The 16650-nt window shown below is 57.8% G+C and carries 15 protein-coding genes; 11 read left to right on the top strand and 4 right to left on the bottom strand.

The genetic code is table 11. The features are described 5' to 3' along the window. Positions 1-87: 87 nt before the first annotated feature. The 10 genes from B195_RS11455 to B195_RS11410 all read left to right on the top strand — a co-directional run bounded on the left by B195_RS11455 (position 88) and on the right by B195_RS11410 (position 9054). On the top strand, positions 88-1695 hold the full coding sequence (locus B195_RS11455; RefSeq protein WP_003445398.1) for a glycosyltransferase family 39 protein: 1608 nt from the start codon (positions 88-90) through the stop codon (positions 1693-1695). 144 nt (positions 1696-1839) lie between these two features. Beyond that, positions 1840-2403 (top strand): nicotinamide riboside transporter PnuC, encoded by a 564-nt coding sequence (gene pnuC, locus B195_RS11450; RefSeq protein WP_003445396.1) that lies wholly within the window; start codon positions 1840-1842, stop codon positions 2401-2403. Further along, positions 2400-2924 (top strand): AAA family ATPase, encoded by a 525-nt coding sequence (locus tag B195_RS11445; protein WP_003445394.1) that lies wholly within the window; start codon positions 2400-2402, stop codon positions 2922-2924. The genes pnuC and B195_RS11445 overlap by 4 nt, the downstream gene beginning before the upstream one ends. A 123-nt stretch (positions 2925-3047) precedes the next feature. After that, positions 3048-3515 (top strand): tail fiber domain-containing protein, encoded by a 468-nt coding sequence (locus tag B195_RS11440; RefSeq protein WP_003445392.1) that lies wholly within the window; start codon positions 3048-3050, stop codon positions 3513-3515. Positions 3516-4108: 593 nt separating this feature from the next. Next, positions 4109-4549: a hypothetical protein gene (locus tag B195_RS11435; protein ID WP_003445389.1), complete on the top strand. Its 441-nt coding sequence runs from the start codon at positions 4109-4111 to the stop codon at positions 4547-4549. Between the two features lie 4 nt (positions 4550-4553). After that, a complete protein-coding gene (locus B195_RS11430; protein ID WP_003445388.1) occupies positions 4554-5126 on the top strand; it encodes a hypothetical protein in 573 nt (190 codons plus the stop codon). A 70-nt stretch (positions 5127-5196) separates the two neighbouring features. Beyond that, complete coding sequence (locus tag B195_RS11425) at positions 5197-6195, top strand: hypothetical protein (RefSeq protein ID WP_003445387.1); 999 nt, start codon at positions 5197-5199, stop codon at positions 6193-6195. Between the two features lie 63 nt (positions 6196-6258). Next, positions 6259-6939 (top strand): C39 family peptidase, encoded by a 681-nt coding sequence (locus B195_RS11420; protein WP_003445386.1) that lies wholly within the window; start codon positions 6259-6261, stop codon positions 6937-6939. A 45-nt stretch (positions 6940-6984) separates the two neighbouring features. Continuing rightward, positions 6985-7725: a hypothetical protein gene (locus B195_RS11415; protein WP_003445385.1), complete on the top strand. Its 741-nt coding sequence runs from the start codon at positions 6985-6987 to the stop codon at positions 7723-7725. A gap of 45 nt (positions 7726-7770) precedes the next feature. Further along, entirely contained in the window at positions 7771-9054 is a 1284-nt protein-coding gene (locus B195_RS11410) for a transporter (RefSeq protein WP_003445383.1), read from the top strand. Between the two features lie 72 nt (positions 9055-9126). On the opposite strand, the gene B195_RS11405 is transcribed toward B195_RS11410, so the two are convergent. Then, on the bottom strand, positions 9127-10452 hold the full coding sequence (locus tag B195_RS11405) for a sigma-54-dependent Fis family transcriptional regulator (RefSeq protein WP_003445382.1): 1326 nt from the start codon (positions 10450-10452) through the stop codon (positions 9127-9129). A gap of 347 nt (positions 10453-10799) precedes the next feature. Between B195_RS11405 and B195_RS11400 the strand changes: the two genes are divergently transcribed. Next, positions 10800-11066: a hypothetical protein gene (locus B195_RS11400; protein WP_003445381.1), complete on the top strand. Its 267-nt coding sequence runs from the start codon at positions 10800-10802 to the stop codon at positions 11064-11066. Between the two features lie 50 nt (positions 11067-11116). On the opposite strand, the gene B195_RS11395 is transcribed toward B195_RS11400, so the two are convergent. The 3 genes from B195_RS11395 to cobN form a co-directional block, all read right to left on the bottom strand. Beyond that, on the bottom strand, positions 11117-11761 hold the full coding sequence (locus B195_RS11395; protein ID WP_003445380.1) for a VWA domain-containing protein: 645 nt from the start codon (positions 11759-11761) through the stop codon (positions 11117-11119). A gap of 20 nt (positions 11762-11781) precedes the next feature. Beyond that, a complete protein-coding gene (locus tag B195_RS11390; RefSeq protein WP_003445379.1) occupies positions 11782-12789 on the bottom strand; it encodes an ATP-binding protein in 1008 nt (335 codons plus the stop codon). Between the two features lie 89 nt (positions 12790-12878). Further along, on the bottom strand, positions 12879-16649 hold the full coding sequence (cobN, locus tag B195_RS11385; RefSeq protein WP_003445377.1) for a cobaltochelatase subunit CobN: 3771 nt from the start codon (positions 16647-16649) through the stop codon (positions 12879-12881). Position 16650: the final 1 nt, after the last annotated feature.

Here is a 16650-nt window from a genome sequence, read left to right as displayed (position 1 = left end):
TGAAATGACAGCGCCGCCATTGGCAACAATGGCGGGGGTTTTTTTTTGTACTGTTTTTTGTACTGTTTTGAGGCAGGGAAACTCGAGATGCAGGCCAATTATTCTTCCAGCAGTTTACGTGCACTGCACCGTCAGTCATTGATTTTAGGCGCACTGGTACTGGTGCTGTTCATCTTGGGTGAACCGCAACTGGCGGCGATCGGTTTTGATTCGCGCTTTGTAATGTTTGCCAAGGAAATGCTGCGTCACGGCCCGGGCTTTTTTCCGACCACCTACGGCCAGCCATATGCTGACTACAGCGCCACTTCGACTCTGTTCACCTGGTTATTGTCCTTGCCGTCTGGACAGGTGACCAGCCTCACCGCATGGCTGCCCACAGCCATTGCCGGTGCGCTGATTGTTACTTTGATGTATCGCCTGGTCGCACCGCAGTCCAGGACCTGGGCGCTGGTCAGTGTGGCGCTGTTGCTGCTGAGCATGACCTTTGTCACCGAAACCCGCGCCGTCTCCCTGGATCAAATGCTTGCAGCCGTCAGCCTGGCAGCGTTTTATCTGGCCTATGCACACGACCATTTTTCTGCACCGCGCCGGCATCACTGGCTACTGCTTTTGCTGGTACTGGGGTTTGCCATACGCGGCCCGATTGGCCTGGTCATTCCCACCGGCATGCTCTGCAGTTACTACCTGCTCAGCGGTCAATGGCGCCGGCTGATCAGCGTTGGCCTGCAAGCGCTGGTTCTGCTGGCGGCGTGCATAGGTACCCTGTTGTTGCTGGCCTGGATCAGCGGCGGTGAGGCCTTCGTCCATGAAGTGATCCGCATGCAAGTGACTGGCCGCATGGACGGTACCGAAGGTGCGAGCAGCACCCTGTATTACTTCACCAGTTCCATGGGCAACTACGCACTGGCGTACCCGCTGGCGGTGCTGGTACTGGTGGCGACCCTGATCGTCGGGCGCAAGCAATCGGGCCCGGGGCTGCAGCTGGTCAAATACTGCGTGGGCGCCGGCTTGATCGTAATGATCGGGCTGTCGATCCCGCAGGCGAAAAAAGCCCGTTACCTGCTGCCCATGTTGCCGATGGCGGCGATCATTGCGGCGTATCCGTTTCAAGGTTTGCAGGGACGGGTCTATGCCGGGCTGCGCGGTTTGATTCAGGGGCTTTTCCTGCTATTGCCCGCGTTGTTGATGGTGGGCCTGAGCATTGTGCGCAAACGCTTTGACGACCAGCTGCCTTCATTGACTGCGATCTTTATGGTGCTGGGCGTGCTGCAAGTGGCGGCGCTGGCCCTGCTGTTCAAGGCGCAATGGCGAACGGGCGGTTTGGCGGCATGCGCCGTTCTGGCGTTGTGGGCCTGCTTCATCATGGTGTTCGAACCGGTGGAGCGCGAACTGTATGACACCCGTAACTTTACCGAAAACGCCATGCGCATGATCGACCGCGAGCCTGCCCCGCTAGTACTGCACGGCATGGGCAAAGACGCCAAGGCCATCAAGTTCATGGTCAATGTCAATCGCGACCTGCTGCCGCTGTTCACCCGGGCCGACGCCGAACTGGAGGCCCTGCCAGCCCCGGTATGGATCGTTATGGACCGCAAGGATTATCAGGGGCTGCAAGGCACAGCCTTGGGCAATGTAGTACCGGCGTTGAGTGGTCGCTTCGACAAGAATGACTACGTGTTGCTGCACATCCCTTGAACCTGTAGTCGCTGACGAGGCACCAAGGCTGCGATCGCTTTGCGCAGCCTTCGGTCCTCATCAGCGACGATGTGAATCCTGCTAGAGCTGCCACCTGCCTGCAGGTACAATCCCCGCCCTTCTTCACTCATCCCGGAAATGCCAATGTCAGGGCTCGAACTGTTTGCCGCCGCGCTTGGCGTCATCGCCGTCTGGTTAACAGTCAAACAAAACCCCTGGTGCTGGCCCATCGGCCTGGTGATGGTGCTGCTGTATAGCTGGATATTCTTCGGCATGAAGCTGTACTCGGGCATGCTCCTGCAAGTCTTCTTTGCCCTGCTGCAAGTTTATGGCTGGTGGCAGTGGACCCGCGCCGGGACACAGCACGAGGGCCGTGTGGTTACCCGGTTAAGCCCTTTGCAAGTCCTCGCGGGCCTCAGCGCCGGCGCTGTTGGCAGTCTGGTTCTGGGCGCGGCAATGGCCCGCTGGACTGACTCCGGCGTCCCTTGGCAAGATGCAGCGCTGACCGCATTCAGCCTGGTCGCGCAATTGTGGATGGCACAAAAGCGCCTGCAATGCTGGGCCCTGTGGTTTGTCATCGATGTGCTATACATCCTGTTCTTTGCCTGGCAAGAGCTGTACCTGACAGCAGGCCTGTATGCACTGTTCACGGTTATTGCCATTCAGGGCTGGCGTGACTGGCGCCGCGATCCGGCGCTGCGCACATGAAGGTGGTCGTACTGGCGGGGCCGGAGTCGAGTGGCAAAAGCTGGCTGGCGGCGCTCTTGCAGCAGCGATTTGGCGGCGTACTGGTGGGCGAATACGTTCGTTATTTTATCGAGCAAAACCCCCGGGACACCTGTCTGGCAGATATTCCGGCGATTGCTGCAGGTCAACTGCAATGGGAGGATCAAGCCCGTGCCCAACAGCCAGAACTGCTGATTCTGGACACCCATTTGTTGAGCAACATCCTGTGGAGCCAGACCCTGTTTGGCGACTGCCCGGCATGGCTTGAACCCGAGCTTCTCAGCCGGCATTACGACCTGCACTTGCTGCTGTCACCCGACGATGTGGAATGGATACCCGACGGCCAGCGTTGCCAGCCATCTCTGGCTGAACGCCAAAGGTTTTTCGCTGCCAGCCTTCAGTGGCTGGAGCACCACCATCAACCCCTGCAAATCATCAGAGGTGACTGGCAGGCCCGTCAGCAACAAGCTTGTGCCGCGGTCGAACACTTGCTGGCGCAATAAGAATTTTTAGGAAAATTCTTAACAAATTCAGAGCATTCCTAGATCCAGCAGCAACTGGAAGTTTTACCTTGAGGCCCGTCGTCAAACATTTGACGACGGGCTACCTCAACCTCAAGGAAAATAATGAAATCAATATTCTTTGTCTCGGGTGTCTTTGGCGCCATGTCCCTGGCCTTTGCGGCCAACGCCCTGGCTCAAGCTGACAGCCGTCCTGCACCGTTGGCCAATAGCAGCCAATGCTCACCAAGCAACCCGACCGGCCCTGGCTGCCCTCCGTTTGGCGGCCCCGGCGACATTGGCGCCGAGTGCTGCCCGTTCAGCGATGAAAGCCTGAAAACCAAAGTCGTGCCGCTGACATCGGCTACCGAGAATCTGCTGAAGATTCAGGGCGTCACCTTCGAATGGAAAGATGGCGGGCGCAAGGACATCGGGGTTATCGCCCAGGAAGTGGCCAAGGTGTATCCACAGCTGACACGCACCAAGGATGGTTTGATGCAGGTCGACTACGACAAACTGGTGGCTCCACTGATCGAATCGATCCGCGAACTGAACCAGCGCATTGAAACTCTGGAAAAAGCCCAAGCCAAGTAAATAGCCGGGTGCATGACCGCTGCCTCCCCCCCTTCTGGTCGGTGGTCTGCACCCTGCATGGCTTATATGTGTAGGAAAGCTCATAAAAAGCCGCCTGTTTGTGAATCAAATTAAAGATACGCAGCAGACGATATTGGCTTGTTTGAACAGCGAGTGATCGCCAGCCTGGGTAGTGCTCAATTAATAAATCCTCCAAGCCAAGGCAACTTATTCAGCAATCTCCAGTCTGTTAATCAGGACACCGGGAGTTTGCAATGGGCACTGGAAAAGTTAGCGCTTCGAGCCGCCAATATGTCCATTCATGAAACACCGAGTTAGCCTGCAGGCCGATTATTGGCGGCGCCCTAAAATATCCTGAATAAATGTAACGTTTCTGAAACACCCCCTCTCGTATCAAGTGCAACGTAAATCCCTTGTTTCCCTCCGCAATAATAGCCTCGCGCTGTCTCATATTTGAAACATCGACGCCATGCACTGACTCATCACGCTCTGTGAGCGCTTGTTTTTAATCACTTAATTTAAAGTGGCACAACTACTGCTCTTCCCTTCGTAGCGCCGACCAGGGCCAGCTCCAATAAAGAAGGAACACAATCATGGGGAATATATATCGTGGCAAACACCGCCTGCTGACAGCGTGCAGCCTGACTGTTCTGTTCGGTATCTACAGCACTGCTCAAGCAGGTGGTAATGGCGTGATTGTACTTACCCGCGATGTTCAACCTTTTGCAGTCGGCAACCCGGCCATGCATCCGGACCCTAACCCCACGACTGTAAACGCGAACCCCGCAGTGCGTATCACCAGTGCTTCCAGTGAGCTCAGTGATGGTGATTTCGCCAGTGTCAGCAGCGGTGCCTCAATTACCCACTCGATGATGCCCAACGGCAACGCTCTGCCAGGTTTGAATACAGCCAATGGCCTGCCAGGTATGGCCAGCGGTCATGGTGGTGGCAGCGGCGGTTCGATCAGCAACACCATCAATCGAAGCATCGAGCAGGGCATGAGCCCGCTCACCGCTCTGAGTCAGGGGAAATAACATCATGAACATTCCCCTGCCCTTGCTGGTTGCTGTGCTGCTTGCCAGTGCTCAGGTTCACGCAGCCTCCGATAACAACGCCGAAATCAACAATTCCGGCCTCAGCTACCGCGGCAACATTACGGCAAACCAGGCTGCGGGCGATCAACAGCAGCAGGTAAATAGCCGGGCAATTGCCATCGGCACCCAGGGCCTTGCCTCAACCCGGATCAGTCAGAAACTCAACACTGCGGCCGACCCTTCGCTCAATGCCAAGGCCGCGATACAGGGCAACTCATTCAGTAATGGCAGCGGTGTGCTGGGGGTCAACCAATCCTCCGGTGCCAACAATCAAATGATCAATGCAGTGCGGATCGGCATTAGTGCCCAGCCACAAGGCATCGATGACAGCGCTTTGTCACAGCAAAACGTGGCGCTGTTACCAGGCTCCGGAACCGTACTCCCCGTAAGTGGCAGCCGCCAGGTCGTTACCAGCGACCAGGCCTTCACCGGCAGCCGCGGGGTCGTGCAGTTGAACCAGAGTGCAGGGGTGGGGAACCGCATGGCTAACACCCTGAACGTCCGGGTTGCCGACTGACCCGATTACAACGCAGTGCAATTAGAAAGTGCCAACACGTAACTCAACTAATAAAGCACGGAGAATCACCATGAAACCTGTAATGGCTCTTAAACCGCTGGTTTTCGCTATTGCTGCACTTATGGCTGTTGCTGCCCAAGCGGGCGGAGGCGGAAATGGCAATGGCGGTGGAAACAATAACAACAATGATCAGTTGCTGACCCAGCTGCAATTAAGCGCAGGTGCAGCGGCCATGGTCCAGGATGGTCAAACCAGTGCAAACAACAAGGCACTCAACCAGGGCACACACAACCTCGCCAATGTGAACGGCTCGATCAACAACTCCAGCGGTAACATGGGCGCCAACGTCGCGGCAGGCGATGGCAACCAGCAGGATAATGCGGCGGCGCTGGCAACTGCTGATCAAAGCTTCATTTTTGGCAGTGCAGTGGCCGCGACGACGGCTGATCAGGGCAACTATGGCAACACCGTTAGAAACTACTCCGCGGTGAATGTCTCAAACCTTAACAATTCGGCCAACAATGGCTCCGGCAATGTCGGTGTCAACGTCACCACAGGCAGTTTCAACCAGCAGAAAAACAACCTGGCAATTGCCGTTTCAGGCGGTCGGGTTGCGGTTGCGGCAGCCTCGGCAGATCAAACCTCTACCAGCCTGAACGTGTCTAATAAGGCCGTTCAGACATACGACACCAAAAACCTGACGGCCAGTATCAATCTGCACGGCGCTTATCATGGCCAGGGTCAAGGTACTGTCGGGGGCAACAGTGGCGGTGGTGGCGGTAATCACAACAGTAGTGTTCAGGGCGGTAACGGCGGTGGTAACGGGGGCGGCAACAACGGTCCACAACCGCTCAAGTTTCATGAAGAAGGCACTTTCAGCCTCAGTGGCGTGGCGACTTATCAAGTGCTGACTCCAAGCGGCTGGACCAGCCCGACAATCAACCACGCATCGATGACCAATTCGATGAACAACTTCTCGGGTAACGGTGGCGCCAACGTGTCCTCGGGTGTGGGCAACCAACAAAGCAACTCGCTGTCAATCGCAGCAGGCTGCCGCGCCTGCATGTAACCGGGGCCTTCACAAGGGCCTCGATCCCGAGGCCCTTGTTTCAATTTTCAAGGCGTATCCATCATGCGCACGACCTCTCTCTTGCTGTTGCTCTGTATGGCCGGCATCACACAGGCCGCGCAGATGCCGGTTGCGGCCATGCCTGGCGGCAATCTGGTTTTCAAGCATGTACAGAGTATTCGCGAGCGTCGCTTTGCAGACATTGTTGAGCAAAAAACCGACTTCAGTTGTGGCGCTGCAGCTCTGGCAACTGTGCTGCGGCAGGCCTACTGGATGGACGTCAATGAAGACGAAATCATTAAAGGCATGTTGATCAATGCGGATCAAAAACTGGTACGTACCCAGGGGTTCTCAATGCTCGACATGAAGCGTTATCTCGAAAGTATCGGCATGCGGGCAAGGGGTTACCGGATCCCGGCGCAAAGCCTGGAAAGCGTCAATATTCCTGTCGTCGTCCTGCTGGAAATTCGAGGTTACAAGCATTTTGTAGTCATGCAGCGTGCACAAAAAGACTGGGTGTATATCGCCGACCCGGTGCTGGGACATAAACGCTTCTCACATGAAGACTTCGCCAAAGGCTGGAATGGCATTGTATTCGCCATTATTGGCCCCGGTTACGACAAGACCAACGCTTTGCTGAGTCCCCCTGCCCCACTGACCGTCAAGAACAAGCTCGATATGTTCAGTCCGGTCAAGGATGCAGAGCTAATGGATTTCGGGTTTATCCAGAGCGACTTTTTTTAAGTGCGCCAAAGATGACTATGGAGCCGCCCGCTCCTGGAGCAGCACATGAAAACGCCCTATTGGCTGATAGCCGCCTGTCTTGCCCTCAGCCTGCCAGCCCACGCAGCCTCGATATTCAAACCGGTGGAGCTCAAAGACAATGAAATGGCTGAATTGCGCGGACGTTTTGTCATGCCCGGCCGGATCATCAGCTTCGGGATCGTCATGAGTAGTACCTGGGTCAGCAGCAAAGGGGATGTGGTCGGTGCAACCACGTCAATGCAACTGCAAAATACGGTCAAGCCACAGTTTTATGTATCGACCTACAGCGCCGAAGGGAACGGTACGCCAGCGGCCAAGGGTACCGGCATCGTCACGGGGGGCGCAGGGCTGAGTACGGGACAGGGGGTCACACAAAGCGTAAGGGCCGCCGGCGACAATAACAGCGCCTACAACAATGTTGACATCACTATCTCCCACGCCGGTCAAGCACCGGCGGTTAATCAGCAAGGCACATTATTAACGGAAAATAATTCCGTCTCAGTCGCCAGCGGTGCAGGTAATTTGACGGTATCGGCCTCGGGGGGCGGTATTCAAATGGCAATTGAGGCCAATAATAATCAAGGCGCCTCATTGCAACAAATCGCTCAAGGTGGTGTGTTACAGAGCACAACTCTATTGGGCGCTGGTAATGCGATTACGAATATGACGCAACTTAATGTCGTCATGGGCGCTAATAGTCAGACCACCGCCGCTTCAAATTGCAATATTAATCAATTAATAGGCCTGCGCAACTTGGGATATTGAACTAGGCTCCCCCCTTACAATTAGAACCACTGGACGGCTTATTTCATGCACCGATTGTTTACCTTTCGCGCAGTTGTATGCATAAGCACTCTGTTTCCATCAGCCCTGCTTTATGCAGCCCCTGATGTTGATGTAGAGCAATTAAAACAAGAATTATTGGAGCTCCGTCAGCGTTACGATCTACAACAAAAGGCCTTGGCCGTACTCGAACAGCGTGTACGACAAGTAGAAGATCAACCGACAACACCGGTTCCTAAACGATTGGCCAAGTCGCCTGCAGACTTGACCGGCAACCAGAAAGTGGCCACGACCGGTAGCAGTGCAGCAGGCGGAAGTTCTTACGGAGAGTCACTGAAAGATGATTCCGCACCCGCCAAAAGTGTGGTCAACCTTTACGACGAAGCCAGTGGCTTTTTTGGCGGTGGCAAGTTCAGTTTTGAATCCGGACTCACTTACTCCCATTACGATACCCGGCAGTTGATTCTCAATGGTTTTTTGGCCCTGGACTCAATATTTCTGGGCAATCTCAACCTGGATCGCATCAAGGCTGACACCTGGACTCTGGACCTTACCGGTCGATACAACTTCGACAACCGCTGGCAGTTCGACATTAACGTCCCCGTGGTTTATCGCGAATCGGCTTATCAGTCAGGGGGGGCCAATGGCGGTGATGCTCAAGCGACCTCCGAGCAGACCGTCACCCGCGACCCGACCATTGGCGACGTCAACGTTGGTGTGGCCTACAAGTTCCTCGACGAGTCGGCCAACACCCCGGATGCCGTATTTACCGTGCGGGTGAAAGCGCCGACCGGCAAAGATCCGTTCGGCATCAAACTGATCCAGTCCGGGGCCAACACCAACATTTTCACTCCGGAAGACTTGCCCACCGGCAATGGCGTGTGGTCGATCAGCCCCGGCATCTCTCTGGTCAAAACCTTCGATCCCGCCGTGCTGTTCGGAACGCTGTCTTACACCCATAACCTTGAAGGCTCATTCGACGACATCAGTTCGACAGTCGGCCTGTCTCAGCCTGGCAAGGTCAAACTGGGCGACAGCTTCCAGCTGGGTGCCGGTGTGGCATTTGCCCTGAACGAAAAAATGAGCATGTCGTTCTCCGTGTCAGACCTGATTCAGAAAAAGAGCAAGCTCAAACAGGATGGTGGTGATTGGCAAACCGTCGCCACCAGCGATGCCAACGCAGGCTACTTCAACGTCGGTATGACCATTGCTGCAACCGACAAGCTGACCATTGTGCCCAATCTGTCCATAGGCCTGACAGAGGATGCTCCTGACTTCACCTTCAGTCTGAAATTCCCGTACTACTTCTAGGCTGCCCCCGGGCCCGCACGAAAAAAGACCCGCAGCAGATACAGGCTGCGGGGCTTTTCTTTTGATACTGCCCTAGCGGATTTGATGCTTGTGCAGTAACCGGTAAAACGTAGGGCGCGACACACCCAGCACTTTGGCCGCAACACTCAAGTTATTACTGTGTCGATGCAACACATCGTGCAGCGCCTGACGTTCGGCACGGCTTTTGTAATCCTCCAGCGTGCCCGATACCTCTATCACTGGTAGATACGATTCCAGGCCCAGATCAGTGGCCTCGATCTGACGACCTTCAGCCAATACCAGACCACGTCGCACACGGTTGGCCAACTCGCGAATATTGCCGGGCCAGAAATGTATGCCCATGGCAAACAATGCATCATCACTGAAGGTACGCGGGCGACGCCCGGTCTCCAGGCTGTAGAGATGCGCAAAATGATTGGCCAGCAACGCCAGATCACCCGTACGGTCTCGTAAAGGGGCGGTGACAACCTGTAATACGTTAAGCCTGTAGTACAGATCTTCACGAAACCGGCCGTCGACAATGGCAGTCTCAAGATCGACGTGGGTTGCCGCCAGTACCCGCACATCAACAGGAATCGCTTGGCTGCCCCCTACCCGCTCAATGTGCTTCTCCTGCAGAAAACGCAACAAGTTGGCTTGCAACTCCAGCGGCAGGTCACCGATTTCATCCAGAAACAGGGTGCCTCCATTGGCCGTTTCAATGCGCCCGATCTTGCGCTGATGCGCACCGGTAAAGGCGCCCTTCTCGTGGCCGAACAGCTCTGACTGAATCAAGTGCTCAGGGATGGCGCCACAATTTATCGCCACAAAGGGCTTGCCGTTGCGCTGGGACTCTCGATGCAGAGTACGGGCGACCAGTTCCTTTCCCGTGCCGCTTTCGCCACGGATCAATATGGGCGATTCGGTAGGTGCCAATTTGCCCAGCAGTTTTCGCAAGTCATGAATGACCCGGCTTTGGCCCAGTAACTCGTGCCCTGGATTATTGGCGTGAGTGGTGGCGTGACCACGTAAACGGGCCATACCGAATGCACGGCCAAGGGTGACCTGGACCCGCGAAACATCGAAGGGAAGCGTATGGAAGTCAAAAAACCATTCGCAAACAAAATCGCCTGCGTTTTTCAGCTTCAATACGTCAGCACTGAGTACGGCGATCCACTCGGTACCGCTGCGACTGATCATGTCTTTGACGGCTTCGGGGTGCTCTAGATGAAATGGCTGGAGCCGGAACAATCCGACATCACATGAATGGCTGCTGACCGACTCAAGGCTACAGCTGTCCACTGCCCAACCAATGGTACGCAACCCCGGCAGCAGTGCGTGGCAATCGTCACAGGGATCTACAACTAAAAGGCGTCGCGGGGAGGACATCACAAGCATGACTGTTCCTTGACGCCAAAAAGCATAAATGGGATGAGAACAGGCAGGGTTTTAAGGTAGGTGTAACGTATGACAAAACTGTGCCCGCCACTTGGATCAATTCCCTATAACCCTCATCGCCAAATACGCACTTGAGTACAAAGGCGTGCGGGGCCATCGAAAAGCGGCGGCAGAGGTTTTCAGGGGGTTAAAAATTGATCTGCATCAGGCTTTTAAAAATACTTTTAAAAAAGTCATGAAAGTGTGTGACCTGAGGCGGGTCTGAGGTCATCAGTACAAGTAACCAACCGAACGGTAAGCCCAGCCGACGGTTAATCACTTGATGGGCACACCAGAGAGACAACCCTATGAACGCCCCGCTCCGTTTCAACGAAGCACTTTTGATTGCCGGCCACGCCTTTGAACCTTTTCAATGTGTTGCCTGGGCTGCACAAGACGGTCATGGCGAATTGAGCCTGACGGTCATTGACCGCACCAACACCCGTATCGGTCGCAAACAAATCCCGCGCAGCGCCTGCGCCGACGCCGCCCAACTTGCAAGCCTGCTGGCACAAGCCCGTGCCGAACTGAGCAGCGAAGGCTACACCTTGCAACCCTGGGTAATGCCGGCCTGATCCCGAACCTGTAGGAGCGAGCTTGCTAGCGAGCGCTTGAAAGCTCGCTCCTACAGTTGTTTCAACTCATCGATATGTGTGTATTCAAGAGCCAGATCAGCCGCCATCCGCCGTGACTTGCCAAGTCGAATCGGCCCCCGTTCCATATCGATCAACAACCCCGGACATTCAATGGCGGGCAGAGCCGGACCGTCTTTGAGACGACCGTCGGTGAGCAATAAAAAACGTTGTTGTTCTTCTGCAAACTGCTTGCGACGGGTTTTCAGCCACTGTGCAACATCCGCCAGGGCTTCCAGCAACGGCGTTCCACCCCCCGCTCCCAGCGTCAGCAACCACTGGTTCAAGGCCGCAGATGCTTTGGCGCCGCAGACCTGCCATTGCGGCGCACTGCCACTGGCAGTCATCACCGCCACCCGCACCCGCTGCCGATAAGCATCCTCAAACACCTGGGCCAGTAACCCCTTGGCATCCCCCAGCGCCTGATGCCGACGGGTGGAAGACGAAGCATCCACCACCACCAGCCACAGCTCTTGGGCTGCACTCTGGCGGGTCTTGTAGGCCAGATCTGTACGCTGTTGCGGGCGGCCGCGCAGCAGGGTTTGCACCCAGTCCACGGTACCGCCGGCTGCACTGCGGCTGGCACCCAGTTTGCCCTCACCCAGTTGGCCTGCCCGGGGTCTGGCATCCGCCCCCACACTGGATCGGGGGCGAATGCCTAAGGCTTTTTTGGCCAGCTCGGCACTTCGCGCCGGCCACCCATGGCCTGAGGCTGCGCAGGCAATTCGCCCCATTGGCCCTGGCCGGTACTGGACGAGGCACTGCCGGATTGCGCTTGCGGTTGCGACTGTTGTGGCGTCGGCGCCTCAGCAGGCTGCTGGCGACGTCGATGGCGCAAGGCAAACTCGGCCACCGCATCAATATCCTCCAGACTGATCACCCCGGCCCCACGCCAAGCGGCATGGGCCCGCGCCGCGCGCAGCCAGACAAGATCCGCGCGCATGCCATCAACCGCCGCCGCATAACAGCGCGCGGTGATCACTGCCAGCGACTGGTCATCCAGTTCAATGCCCTGCAGCCGTTCACGAGCCTGCTGGCAACGCTCACGCAACGCATCCTGTGCAGCCGCCCACTGCTCACAAAACCCTTGGGGATCCAGGTCAAAACTCAAGCGCCGCCTAATGATTTCGCCGCGCTCGGCAGGCTGCGGCTGACTGTTCATGGCCACATTAAGGCCAAAGCGGTCAAGCAATTGCGGGCGCAACTCACCCTCTTCCGGATTCATGGTGCCAATCAAGACAAAGCGCGCAGCGTGCCGATGGGAAATACCGTCGCGTTCGACCACATTGGTGCCACTGGCAGCCACATCCAGCAGTACGTCCACCAGATGATCGGCCAGCAGGTTCACTTCATCGACATACAGCACTCCGCCATCGGCCCTGGCCAGCACTCCTGGGGAGAATTGCGCCTTGCCCTGCCCCAGCGCGGCGTCCAGATCGAGCGTGCCCACCAGCCGTTCTTCGGTGGCGCCCAATGGCAAGGTGACGAACTGACCGCTTGCCAGTAAGTCGGCAAGGCCCCGGGCCAGGGTGGATTTGGCCATGCCGCGGGGGCCCTCGATCAGCACTCCGCCAATTTTCGGGTCGATAGCCGTCAAGCACAGCGCAAGCTTGAGTGAGTCCGCGCCGACCACCGCCGACAACGGGAAATGCGGGGTGTCAGTCATGTATCCAAATCCTTGCGTAAAGTCTGTAGGAGCAAGCTTGCTCGCGATGCCGGCAACGGGGGCCGAAGAGCACTGCAGTAGAGCCAAGCTCAATCTTCTTCGATATCCAGCAACAGGTTTTCCAGCGCCTCGCGGTAGTCCCCGGGCGCCTCCCACAACCCGCGCTGCTGGGCTTCGAGCAGACGCTCGGTCATATCGCGCAAGGCATGGGGGTTGTGCTGCTGAACAAATTCACGGGTATCCGGGTCGAGCAAATAGGCATCTGCCAGCAACGCGTACTGATGGTCATCGATAAGATGCGTGGTCGCGTCAAAGGCAAACAGGTTATCCAGGGTCGCGGCCATTTCGAACGCGCCTTTGTAGCCATGACGCTTGACCCCGTCGATCCACTTCGGATTGGCGGCACGGGACCGGATCACCCTGTTCAGCTCTTCCTTGAGGGTGCGGATTTTCGGCAGGTCCGGCTGACTGTGGTCGCCGTGATAACTGGCGGCTTTTTCACCGCTCAAGGTCTCCACCGCCGCGAGCATGCCGCCCTGGAACTGGTAGTAGTCGTTGGAGTCGAGCACATCGTGCTCACGGTTGTCCTGGTTTTGTACCACTGCCTGCACCTGACTCAAGCGCCGGGCGAACTGGTCACGGGCACCGGTGCCTTCATCACCGGCACCATAGGCGTAACCGCCCCAGTTCAGATACACCTGCGCCAAATCATCGCGGCTCTGCCACAAACGACCGTCAATGGCGTTTTGCACACCGGCGCCATAGGCCCCGGGCTTGGCGCCGAATATGCGCCAGCCTGCTTGCCGCGCCGCCAGCTCGGGCGCCAGCCCTTGCTGCACCAGTTGCTCACGTTCACTGCGGACTTTGGCAGCCAGCGGGTTCAGATCATCCGGCTCGTCCAGTGCGGCCACGGCTTGCACCGCCGCATCGAACAGGCGGATCAGATTGGCAAAGGCATCGCGGAAGAAGCCCGACACACGCAAGGTCACGTCGACCCGCGGCCGGTCCAGCAAGCTGACCGGCAGGATTTCGAAATCATCCACCCGCTGACTGCCGGTGGCCCACACCGGGCGCACGCCCATCAGGGCCATGGCCTGGGCGATATCATCACCGCCGGTACGCATGGTTGCGGTGCCCCACACGGACAGGCCCAACTGGCGCAAGTGATCGCCGTGGTCCTGCAAGTGACGCTCCAGAATCAGATTGGCCGACTGAAAACCTATGCGCCAGGCGGTGGTGGTTGGCAGGTTGCGCACATCCACCGAAAAGAAATTACGCCCGGTGGGCAATACATCCAGCCGTCCGCGACTCGGCGCACCACTGGGCCCCGCTGGCACAAAGCGGCCATGCAGGGCATCCAGCAAGCCTTGCATCTCGGCCGGGCCGCAAGCATCCAGACGCGGCGCCACGATCTCCAGCAAGGCCTGGAAAATCCCCCGCACTTCCAGCCATTGCGGGGTTTCGGGCAATTGCAGAGTGCCGGCCAATGCCTGTTCAATCAGCTGCCCGGCATACAGTTCCAGACGCTCGCGGGTATCCCCGGCAGTGCGCCACAGCGCATCACTGACCGCCACCAGCGCCGCCGGCTGGCGTGCTGTCCAGGGTTCTGCCAGCGCACAGTCCAGCGGATCAAACGCCAGTTCAAAGGCTTTGGCCAACGCCCGCAGCACACTGGATTGCGCCCCGCGGCCATCGCCACGGGGGATGCGCAACAGCGCCAGCAGCGTGTCGATACGTAAACGCCCGGCCGGCGATTCGCCGAATATATGCAAGCCGTCGCGGATCTGTGACTCCTTCAGGTCGCACAGATAGGTATCCAGCCGTGGCAACCAGATCGCGGCATCGGCATCACTGTCGAGTTTCTCGTCCAGCTGCAACTCGCGGTCGATCCGGGTTTCGCGCACCAGCTTGAGGATGTCACGCTGCAATTCACGGGCCCGGCGCGGATCAAGCAGCTGCGCTTCGTAGTATTCGTCGGCCAGCAGTTCCAGGTCGCGCAACGGACCATAGGTTTCAGCCCGGGTCAGCGGTGGCATCAAGTGATCGATGATCACCGCCTGGGTCCGGCGCTTGGCCTGGGCGCCTTCCCCGGGATCATTGACGATAAACGGATAGACGTTGGGCATTGGGCCGAGAATTGCGTCCGGCCAGCACTGTTCCGACAGCCCGACGCCTTTGCCCGGTAGCCACTCCAGGTTGCCATGCTTGCCCACATGGACCACGGCATGGGCGCTGTAGGTGTTACGCAACCAGAAGTAGAACGCCAGATAGCCATGGGGCGGAACCAGATCGGGGTCGTGATACACCGCGCTGGCATCCACCTGATAGCCCCGGGCCGGTTGAATCCCGACAAACGTCAGGCCAAAACGCAGCCCCGCGACCATCAGCCGTCCGCTACGGAACATTGGATCGGTCTGCGGCATGCCCCAGCGCTCAATCACTGCCTGGCGATTGGCCTCGGGCAAGCGATTGAACATGGTCCAGTACTCTTCCAGGGCCAGGCTTTGCATGCAGGGCCGCAGGTCCAGGCTGTCGGGATCATTACTGACCCCGCCGAGCAGCTCCTGAATCAGCGCAGTGCCAGTCTCGGGCAACCGGCAATCCAGCGGATACCCCTCGAGCTGCAAAGCCCGCAGGATATTCAGCGCGGCGGCCGGTGTGTCCAGCCCCACGCCATTGCCGATGCGACCGTCGCGGGTCGGGTAGTTGGCCAGAATCAGCGCAATGCGCTTTTGCGGGTTTGGCACCCGTGCCAATTCGACCCAGCGCCGCGCCAGCTCCGCGACAAAGTCCATGCGTTCCGGTTGCGCGCGATAACACACCACATCCGACTGGCTGCGCTCACTGCGCCAGGCCAGGTCTTTAAAACTGATCGGGCGACTGATGATTCGCCCGTCCAGTTCCGGCAAGGCAATGTGCATCGCCAGGTCTCGCGGGCCAAGGCCTTGTTCGCTGTCGCGCCAGCCGGGCTCGTTGTCCTGGGCGCAGATGGCCTGAATTACCGGGATATTGCGCCGAAACGGCCGCAGGTGCGGGGCTTCGGGGCTCGACTGAGCGAAACCGGTGGTATTGAGAATGACTGCGGCCTGAACCTCATCCAGCCAGTCCTCCACCATTGCCAGGCAACCCGGCTCCTTGAGACTGGCCACGGCAACCGGCAAGGGATTGAGACCTGCGGCCTGCATGCGCTGGCAGAACACATCGACAAACGCGGTATTGGCCGCCTGCAAATGCGAGCGATAGAACAGCAGCGCCGCCACCGGATACCCGGGTTGCCAGTCAGCCTGCCAGTGACTGAGTTGCGGGCTGGAATGCACCGGATGATAAATCGCGGTACGGGGCAAGGTTTGCGGCTCGTCCCACCCATAGTCGCGGCCCAGCCACTGGGTGGCCAGGCAACGATAGAGTTGCAAGGCATTGTGCAACCCGCCCTGGCGCAGGAAATGCCACAGACGCTCACCCTCGCCAGCCGCCACCGTGCTCAGTGCGCTGAGCTCCGGGTCGGGACGGTCATCGCCCGGCACCAGAATCAGGGTGACGCCACGTTCGGCCAGCTGCATCAAGCGCTCGATGCCGTAGCGCCAGTAACCTATGCCGCCGTGCAATGACAGCAGGATCACTTTGGCGTGTTGCAGCACCTGATCGAAATACAGGTCGACCGAGCCGTGGTTCTGTACCTGCATCGGGTTTGCCAGACGCAGGCCAGGATAATTTTCAGGCAACTGCTGCGCGGCTTGCGCCAGCAGTGCCAGGCTTGAATCACCGCTGCACAGGATCACCAGCTCGGCGGGGGTCTGTCCGAGGTCGGCAATGTTGTCGTCCGATACAAAGCCACCAGGCTGGGTCCTGAGCAAATGCATG

The sequence above is a fragment of the Pseudomonas sp. Lz4W genome, assembly GCF_000346225.2.
Lineage (GTDB): Bacteria > Pseudomonadota > Gammaproteobacteria > Pseudomonadales > Pseudomonadaceae > Aquipseudomonas > Aquipseudomonas paraversuta.
Note: the sequence above shows the minus strand (reverse complement) of the source record. Positions and strands in the feature narration are given on the sequence as shown.

Bases quoted from the DNA above. Each gene is read 5' to 3' on its own strand.
- B195_RS11440 (WP_003445392.1), top strand. From the start codon at position 3,048: ATGAAATCAATATTCTTTGTCTCGGGTGTCTTTGGCGCCATGTCCCTG.
- B195_RS11410 (WP_003445383.1), top strand. From the start codon at position 7,771: ATGCACCGATTGTTTACCTTTCGCGCAGTTGTATGCATAAGCACTCTG.
- B195_RS11430 (WP_003445388.1), top strand. From the start codon at position 4,554: ATGAACATTCCCCTGCCCTTGCTGGTTGCTGTGCTGCTTGCCAGTGCT.
- B195_RS11415 (WP_003445385.1), top strand. From the start codon at position 6,985: ATGAAAACGCCCTATTGGCTGATAGCCGCCTGTCTTGCCCTCAGCCTG.
- B195_RS11420 (WP_003445386.1), top strand. From the start codon at position 6,259: ATGCGCACGACCTCTCTCTTGCTGTTGCTCTGTATGGCCGGCATCACA.
- cobN (WP_003445377.1), bottom strand. From the start codon at position 16,649: ATGCATTTGCTCAGGACCCAGCCTGGTGGCTTTGTATCGGACGACAAC.
- B195_RS11445 (WP_003445394.1), top strand. From the start codon at position 2,400: ATGAAGGTGGTCGTACTGGCGGGGCCGGAGTCGAGTGGCAAAAGCTGG.
- B195_RS11435 (WP_003445389.1), top strand. From the start codon at position 4,109: ATGGGGAATATATATCGTGGCAAACACCGCCTGCTGACAGCGTGCAGC.
- pnuC (WP_003445396.1), top strand. From the start codon at position 1,840: ATGTCAGGGCTCGAACTGTTTGCCGCCGCGCTTGGCGTCATCGCCGTC.
- B195_RS11390 (WP_003445379.1), bottom strand. From the start codon at position 12,789: ATGACTGACACCCCGCATTTCCCGTTGTCGGCGGTGGTCGGCGCGGAC.
- B195_RS11400 (WP_003445381.1), top strand. From the start codon at position 10,800: ATGAACGCCCCGCTCCGTTTCAACGAAGCACTTTTGATTGCCGGCCAC.
- B195_RS11455 (WP_003445398.1), top strand. From the start codon at position 88: ATGCAGGCCAATTATTCTTCCAGCAGTTTACGTGCACTGCACCGTCAG.
- B195_RS11405 (WP_003445382.1), bottom strand. From the start codon at position 10,452: ATGCTTGTGATGTCCTCCCCGCGACGCCTTTTAGTTGTAGATCCCTGT.
- B195_RS11425 (WP_003445387.1), top strand. From the start codon at position 5,197: ATGAAACCTGTAATGGCTCTTAAACCGCTGGTTTTCGCTATTGCTGCA.